Raw genomic sequence first — 7655 nt, forward strand, 5'->3', positions numbered from 1 at the left:
CCGGAGCGGGGCTCCGAGGGGGCGCGTCGGGGTGCCGGCGCGGGCCGGCGCGAAGGCCGGTGGCCCCGCGGGCCACCGCTACTTCGTCGCCGCGGGCTTCGGCTTCGGCTTGGCTGCCGTGAAGCGCTCGTAGGCGTCGACCACCTCGTCCGCCGGTCCGTCCATCCGCAGCGTGCCCGCTTCCAGCCACAGCGCGCGGCCGCAGGTCTCCCTGATGGCCCTGTTGCTGTGGCTGACGAGGAAGACCGTGCCCGCCTCCTTGCGCAGCTCGTTGATGCGTTCCTTGCTGCGTGCCTGGAACCTCGCGTCGCCCGTGGAGAGCGCCTCGTCGATCAGCAGCACGTCGTGGTTCTTCGCCGCCGCGATGGAGAACCGCAGCCGCGCGCCCATGCCGGAGGAGTACGTGCGCATCGGCAGCGAGATGAAGTCGCCCTTCTCGTTGATGCCGGAGAAGTCGACGATGTCGTCGTAGACGTCCTTCACCTCGCGGCGCGACATGCCCATCGCGAGCCCGCCGAGCACGACGTTGCGCTCGCCCGTCAGGTCGTTCATCAGCGCCGCGTTGACGCCGAGCAGCGAGGGCTGTCCCGCGGTGTGGATGTGCCCGGCGGACGGCACCTGGAGGCCGGCGACCGCGCGCAGCAGCGTCGACTTGCCCGAGCCGTTGGACCCGATCAGGCCGATCGCCTCGCCGCGGTAGGCGACGAAGCTGACGCCCTTCACGGCGTGCACCTCGCGCACGCCCACCGCGGGCCGCCGCGAGACGATGCGGCTGAGCGCCGAGGTGGCGCTGCCCTTGCCGCCCTTGGCGCCGTGCACCTTGTACGTCACGTGTACGCCGTCGGCCACGACGGTCGGGATGCGTTCGTCAGCCACGTCCGTAACTCTCCTCGGCCCGCCAGAAGTAGATGAAGCCGCCGACGAAGAACAGCACGCCCCAGCCCAGCGTGAGCGCCCACGCGTGCGGCGGGATCTGGCTCGCGTGGAAGCTGTCGATCAGCGCGTACCGCATCATGTCGATGTAGACGGCGCCGGGCTGGCAGCGCAGGGCCATGACCACCCAGTCGGGAATGCCCTCGTGGCCGCTGGCGAGCTTCTCGACGCTCCACATCACGCCCGACGTGTACATCCACACGCGGATGATGAACGGCATCAGCTGGGCGATGTCCGGCGTCTTCGCGCCCAGCCGCGCCATGATCAGCGAGATGCCCGCGCAGAACATCGACTGGCACGCCAGCGCCGGGATCGCCAGCACCCAGTGGAACCGCGGGTACTGCCCGAAGGCGACCAGGATGATGACCAGAGCGCAGATCGAGAAGAACAGCTGCTGGAGCTGCTGGAGCACCAGCGAGAGCGGCAGCGAGGCCCGCGGGAAGTGCAGCGCGCGCACCAGGCCCTGGTTGGACGAGATGGCACGGGTGCCTGCGGTGACCGAGCTGGAGGTGTACGTCCAGATAAAGACGCCCGTCACCAGGAACGGCACGTAGTCGGGGATGTTCTTCTTCGTACCGAGCAGCACGCCGAAGATGAAGAAGTAGACGATCGCGTTGAGCAGCGGCGTCATGATCTGCCAGATCTGCCCCAGCTTCGCCTGGCTGTACTGGGCGGTCAGCTTGGCGGTGGCGAACGTCGTGATGAAGTGCCGCCGCGACCACAGCCGGCCCACGTACTGGGGCAGCGTGGGCCGCGCGCCGCTCACCGAGAGGCCGTACCGGGCGGCGAGTGCGGCGAGATCCGTCTCGTTGCCGGGGGTGGGGGGAGTGGCATGAGTCGGTGCGATCGTCTGGCTCACAGGAGTCGCTTTCGACGTGAAGGGGGGTTTCACCGACGACGGAACGCTTCCGTATCGTCGCACCGCTGAGAGTACGGTCCCGTTACGTCGCAACGCAACCGTAGCGTCGTGACGGTATGCTCAAGAGATGACCAACGGACCGCGTACCGCACGCCGTGTCCCCGCGGGTGCCGCAGTGCTCAGGGAGGACGTGACCGACGCCATCCGCGCCGCCGTGTTCGAGGAGCTCGCGGCGGTCGGCTTCGCCAGGATGTCCATAGAGGGCATCGCGCGCCGGGCGGGCGTGGGCAAGACCGCGGTCTACCGGCGCTGGAAGTCCAAGCTCGCGCTCGTCCTCGACCTTGTCTCCGTCTTCGCCGCGCAGGGGCTGCCCGCCCCAGCCACCGGCTCCCTCTACGGGGACGTGCGCGCCCTGCTTCAGGTGGCGTCGGCGGCGCTGCGCCACCCCGTGGCGTCCCAGGTCATCCCCGACCTCCTCGTGGAGTCCGCGCGCAACCCCGAGATCGCGGACACCATCAGGGCGACGCTGCTCGACGGCCAGCAGGGCATCGCGGCGGTGATCGTCAGGGACGCCGTGGCGCGGGGGGAGCTGCGCGAGGGCACCGACCCCGACACGGCCCTCGACGTGATCGTCGGCCCGCTGTACTGGCGTCTCGCCGTCGTGCGCGGGCCGCTGCCCAAGGGGTACCTGGACCAGCTGGCGGCCTCGGCCGTCGCGGCGCTGCGGCACGGCTGACGGCGAACGCGCGGGCAGTCACGCGCAGGCCTGAGTGCCCGCATGCCTGGATACCCGCACGCCCGCACGCCCGCCGTCCCGGGCCTACTTGACGGCTCCCGCCATCACCCCGGACACGAACTGCCGCTGGAACGCGAAGAACACCGCCAGCGGAATGATCATCGACAGGAACGCGCCGGGCGCCAGTACGTCGACGTTGTTGCCGAACTGCCGTACCTGCTGCTGGAGCGCCACAGTGATCGGCGGGTTCTTGGAGTCGGCGAACACCAGCGCCACCAGCATGTCGTTCCACACCCACAGGAACTGGAAGATGCCGAGCGACGCGATCGCCGGGCCGCCGAGCGGCATCACCACGCGCGTGAACAGCCGTATCTCACCGGCCCCGTCGAGGCGCGCGGCCTCCAGCAGCTCCCGCGGGATCTCCGCGAAGAAGTTCCGCAGCAGGAAGATCGCGAACGGCAGCCCGAACGCGACGTGGAAGAGGACCACGCCGAGCGTGGTCTCGAAGATGCCGATCGCGCCGAACAGCCTCGACACCGGGATCAGCGCCACCTGCACCGGCACCACGAGCAGCGCCACCACGCCGATGAACCACCAGTCGCGGCCGGGGAACTCCATCCAGGCGAAGGCGTACCCGGCGAACGAGCCGATCACGACCACGAGCAGTGTCGCGGGCACGGTGATCATGACCGTGGACAGCAGCGAGTTGGTGATGACGTGGTTGTCGAGCAGATGAGCGTAGTTCTCGAACGTCAGCTGGGACGGCTTCGTGAAGACCTGCCACCAGCCGCTCGCCGCGATGTCGTCCGCGCCGCGCAGCGAGGACAGCAGCAGGCCGATCGTCGGCATCAGCCAGAACAGGCCCACCAGCACGAGCACGGCCCGCACCACCCCGCCGCCGAGACGTGCCGAGACCCTGGCCGGCAGCGAGCGCTCCTCGCCTCCTGGGCGGTGCGCCCGCCCGCGGCGGTTCGCGCGAGCGGGGCGCGTCGGCCCGGCGGTGAGCGGGGAGCGGCCCGGGGGCGCGGCGCCGATCACCGGTTCGTCCGTGGTCATCGGCGGTTCTCCCTTCGCATGCGGCGGATGTTGACCAGCATCACCGGGATCACCAGCAGCAGCAGGAGTACGGCGATCGCGCTGCCCACGCCCAGGTCGGCGTCCGTGCCGAACGACGACTGGTAGAGCTGGAGCGCCAGGACGTTCGCGTCGTCCTGCGAGGAGCCCGGCGCGATGATGTACACGAGGTCGAAGATCTTCAGCACGTTGATCATCAGCGTCACGAGCACGACGCCGAGCACCGGCGCCAGCAGCGGCACGGTGACCCGCCGGAAGACCTGCCACTCGTTCGCGCCGTCGACCCGCGCGGCCTCGAGCAGCTCACGCGGCATGCCCGCGAGTCCCGCCGCGATCAGCACCATCGCGAACCCCGCCCACATCCACAGGTAGCTGCCGATGATGGCCGGCGTCACGAGGTGCGGCCCGAGCCACTCCACGCCGTCGTAGGGCTTCCTGAAGTTGGCCGCGGGCAGCTTGAGCACCGCTCCGTCCGCCGCCTTCGGCAGCGTGAACGTGCCGTCGCCCGCGGCCTTCGTGGACGCGACGACCTTGCCGCCCTTGACCGCCTCGATCCGCACGCCCGCGAGGCCGCGCTCCTTCGGGTCGATGACGTTGGGTCTGCCCCCGCCGCCGAGCGTGAAGTCCAACCACGTCGTACCGGTGATCTCCCCGGGCTTCGGCGCGGCGGCCCTGGCCGTCTTGGCGTCCGACGGCATCTTGCCCGGCGCCACCCCGACCAGCGGCAGCCGCACCTGGGTGCCGGCGTGCACCGGCTGCCTGGTGACGAACGAACCGCCGCCGCCCGCCTTGAGCGGATGCACGGGCAGCGGATGCGCGCCCGGGTAGCCGGCGGACTTGGCGAACGTGTCGTGCACGCCCACCCACACGGCGTTCGCCACGCCACGCCCCGGGTCCTGCTCGTACACCAGCCGGAAGATGATCCCGGCCGCGAGCATGGAGATGGCCATCGGCATGAAGACGACGAGCTTGAAGGCCGTCCCCCAGCGGACCCGTTCGGTCAGGACGGCGAAGATCAGGCCGAGCGCCGTCGCGACGACGGGCGCCACGACGACCCAGATCACGTTGTTCTCGACGGCCTTGCGGATCGAGTCGTCGGTGAAGAGGGTGACGTAGTTGCCGAACCCGGCGAAGCCGTGGCCCGACTTGTCGAAGAACGACCGGTAGACCGAGTACCCGATCGGGTACACCACGAGCGCGCCGAGCAGCACGAGCGCGGGCAGCAGGAACCCCACCGCCACGGCCTTCCGGGTGCCCGTCACGCTCTTGCGCGCCTTCCCGCCGGGGGACGCCGGCGTGTTCCCGCCGGGGGACGCCGGCGTGCCGGCGCCCCCCGTGACCGCTGACGTCACGGCGTCAGCTCGTGAAGGCCTTGGCCGCGTCGGCTTCCAGCTTGCGCTGGGTGCCCGCGACGTCCTTCGGGTTCTTCAGGAAGTCCTGAAGGTCCTTCCACTCGCCCTTGCCGGGCGTGCCGCCGAACGACTGCGGCATCGAGTCCGACATGTCGAAGCGGAAGTCGTCGCCCGCCGCGATCAGCGCCTTGGCGATGGACCGCTCCACGTCGTCCGGGTACGCCGACATGGGGAGCGACTTGTCGGGGGAGATGAAGCCGCCCTGCGCCGCCCAGATCTTCGCCGCGTCGGGGGAGGCGAGGAACGTCAGCAGCGCCTGCGCCCCCTTGGTGTCCTTCAGCGCCACGGCCGCGTCTCCGCCCGTCACCACGGGGGAGTTCGCGCCGACCGCGGGGAACGGGAAGATCTTGGCGTCCGTGCCGATCTTGGCCTTCGTCTGCTGGACGTTGACCCCGGCGAAGTCCGCCGCCGCGACCATGGCCGCCTTGGGGGTGTCACCGCCGGTGAAGGTCTGGGTGACGGAGGCGGGGAACCCCGTCTGGAGCGCGCCGTCCGGCCCTCCTGCCAGGGTGTTGGGCCTGCCGAAGATCTGGCCGAGCGTCGTGAGCGCCTTCTTGACGGACGGGTCGGTCCACTTGATCTTGTGCTTGCCCAGCTGGTCGTACTTCTCGGGGCCCGCCTGCGACAGGTACACGTTCTCGAACCAGTCGGTGAGCGTCCAGCCGTCCGCGCCGCCGACCGACAGCGGGGTGACACCGGAGGCCGACAGGGTGTCCACCGTCTTCAGGAACTGCGGCCACGTCTTCGGGACGGTCGCCCCGGCGTTCTGGAACGCCTTGTGGTTGTACCAGACGAGGGACTTGTTGGCGGCCTTGAAGTAGACGCCGTACTGCGTGCCGTCCACCGCGCCGAGGTCCTGCCAGCCCTTGCTGTAGTTCTTCGCCAGTTCGGCCTTGGCCGCGGGACCCACCGGCTTGGCCCACTTCTTCGCCACCGCCTGGTCGATGGCGCCGACCTGGGGGAGCATGGCCACGTCGGGCGGGCTGCCGCCGGCGATCTTTGTGCCGAGGAAGTTGATGATGGGGTCCTGCGCAGGCACGAACGTCACCGTGGCGCCGGTGCGCTTCTCGAACGCGTCGAGGACCTTGGTGAAGTTGGCCTGCTCGGGGCCCGTCCACACCGCGGCCACCTCGATCTTCTGACCGGTCAGCTTCGGCAGTCGCAGTCCGCTGCCGCCCTGCCCGGACGACGCGCTCGCCCCGCCACCCGACGCGCCGCCGTCCGACGCACTGCCGCCCGAGCCGGAGCCGCCGCATCCCGCGAGGGCCGCCGCGCCGACGGCGACGAGCGCCACGGCCGCCCTGACGCCCAGCGGTCTCCTGGCGAGATCCTTACCTGCCGTACGAGTTGTGCGCATCGCTGCATCCCCGTCTCTCCCGTGCGCGTGCGGATCCACGCTCGAAACGGGCACCCCGCCGCACGACGTGCCGGCGCCGCCCCGTCCCGTGCGGACCAGTCCTACGCCGGGTGTTCATGACAGGCAAGAGCGTCGCCGAGCCGTACGCGGTGATCGTGATGCGCTCGTAACGCTCCTGGAGCGGCGATCAACGCACCCTCGAAACTTGAGGGTTGAACGGGTCCCGGCGGCCGGTCCCGCCGGTCAGGGGTGCACGGGCGACAGCGGGGCGACCGGGGCCGCCGCGACGGATCGCGCCGCCCGGTCCATGGCACTGGCCAGCAGCGCCAGATCCGTCGGCCCGTTGCCCAGCTCGCGCAACGGGCGGCGTGCCGGCGGATCGCCCATCCGCTCCCACTCGAGCGGCGCCACCGTCGGCCGCCTGGTCGCCGTGCGGGGGATGCGGCCCGTCACCCGGCCCGCCTGGAAGGGCGTGGCGCCGTCAGGACCGACGAGGCGGCCGCGGCCCGGCGTCGGATCCTCGGGCGCGGGCGCCGTCGGCGGCGCGTCGAGCACGGCGCGCAGGCGCACCGTACGCGCCAGTTCCGTGGACGCGGTGCGGTCATGGGCGCCGGAAGCGGCCAGCAGGTGCACCCCGAGCCGCTCGCCGTCGCGCGCGATCGCCTCGAGCGCCCGCATGACGGATCCGGCCGCGGGGCGCCCGGGGCTGCCGAGCGCGGGGGCCACCAGCGCGTCGAGGTCGTCGACGAGCACCGCAAGCCGCGGCAGCGGGCTCGGCGCGCGCCGCACGTCCTGCGCAGGACGCTGCCCGCCCGGTCGCAGCCGCAGCGTGCGCGTCGCCGACAGGGGGGCGCCCCCCTGCTGCTGCTCCCCGTGCTCGCCGCCTTCCTCGCGGTCCCGGTGCGCCTCGTGCCACTGGGCGAACGAGAGCGGGCCGAGCAGCTCGGCCCTGCGTTTCAGCTCCGCGCCGAGCGCCTGTGCGAACGCGCGCATCCTGACGGGGTCCGAGGCCACCAGGTGTTCCGTCACGTGGGGCAGCTCGGTGAGCGCGGCGAGGCCCTCGCCCCTCATGCCGCCCGCCCCGTCGACCAGCAGCAGCCCCAGATCGTCGGGGCGCGCGCCCACCGCGAGCGAGGCGGCGAGCGCCCGCAGCAGCTCCGTGCGCCCGCTGCCGGGCGGGCCCTCGACCAGCAGGTGCGAGATCTGGAAAGCTCACATGTCAACTGCTGAGACCTATAAGTCGCGGATATCTCCTTCTGCTCAATATAGGGGGGGGGCGGGTCT

General features: G+C 71.1%; 6 protein-coding genes and 1 pseudogene. 1 reads left to right on the forward strand and 6 read right to left on the reverse strand.

The genetic code is table 11. The features are described 5' to 3' along the window. Positions 1 to 78: 78 nt before the first annotated feature. Positions 79 to 876, reverse strand: a complete 798-nt coding sequence (locus JFN87_RS30720; protein WP_209345422.1) for an ABC transporter ATP-binding protein — start codon at positions 874 to 876, stop codon at positions 79 to 81. Beyond that, positions 869 to 1792 (reverse strand): ABC transporter permease, encoded by a 924-nt coding sequence (locus JFN87_RS30725; protein ID WP_372449323.1) that lies wholly within the window; start codon positions 1790 to 1792, stop codon positions 869 to 871. The genes JFN87_RS30720 and JFN87_RS30725 overlap by 8 nt, the downstream gene beginning before the upstream one ends. Positions 1793 to 1919: 127 nt before the next feature. Between JFN87_RS30725 and JFN87_RS30730 the strand changes: the two genes are divergently transcribed. Further along, on the forward strand, positions 1920 to 2528 hold the full coding sequence (locus JFN87_RS30730) for a TetR/AcrR family transcriptional regulator (protein ID WP_209345423.1): 609 nt from the start codon (positions 1920 to 1922) through the stop codon (positions 2526 to 2528). 84 nt (positions 2529 to 2612) lie between these two features. Here the strand turns inward: JFN87_RS30730 and JFN87_RS30735 are convergent, their stop codons facing one another. The 4 genes and pseudogenes from JFN87_RS30735 to JFN87_RS30750 all read right to left on the reverse strand — a co-directional run. Then, complete coding sequence (locus JFN87_RS30735) at positions 2613 to 3584, reverse strand: carbohydrate ABC transporter permease (RefSeq protein WP_209345425.1); 972 nt, start codon at positions 3582 to 3584, stop codon at positions 2613 to 2615. Continuing rightward, the gene (locus tag JFN87_RS30740; RefSeq protein WP_209345427.1) at positions 3581 to 4954 is read right to left on the reverse strand and encodes a carbohydrate ABC transporter permease; all 1374 of its coding nucleotides are present in this window, start codon (positions 4952 to 4954) and stop codon (positions 3581 to 3583) included. The genes JFN87_RS30735 and JFN87_RS30740 overlap by 4 nt, the downstream gene beginning before the upstream one ends. Before the next feature lie 4 nt (positions 4955 to 4958). Beyond that, positions 4959 to 6371, reverse strand: coding sequence for an ABC transporter substrate-binding protein (locus tag JFN87_RS30745; protein ID WP_209345429.1), 1413 nt, complete (start codon positions 6369 to 6371; stop codon positions 4959 to 4961). Positions 6372 to 6614: 243 nt separating this feature from the next. Continuing rightward, positions 6615 to 7568 (reverse strand): annotated as a pseudogene (locus JFN87_RS30750) (FtsK/SpoIIIE domain-containing protein); the annotation flags it as partial. Positions 7569 to 7655: the final 87 nt, after the last annotated feature.

Origin of the sequence: Streptomyces montanisoli, assembly GCF_017813245.1 — a bacterium.
Lineage (GTDB): Bacteria > Actinomycetota > Actinomycetes > Streptomycetales > Streptomycetaceae > Streptomyces > Streptomyces montanisoli.

Bases quoted from the DNA above. Each gene is read 5' to 3' on its own strand.
- JFN87_RS30730 (WP_209345423.1), top strand. From the start codon at position 1,920: ATGACCAACGGACCGCGTACCGCACGCCGTGTCCCCGCGGGTGCCGCA.
- JFN87_RS30735 (WP_209345425.1), bottom strand. From the start codon at position 3,584: ATGACCACGGACGAACCGGTGATCGGCGCCGCGCCCCCGGGCCGCTCC.
- JFN87_RS30745 (WP_209345429.1), bottom strand. From the start codon at position 6,371: ATGCGCACAACTCGTACGGCAGGTAAGGATCTCGCCAGGAGACCGCTG.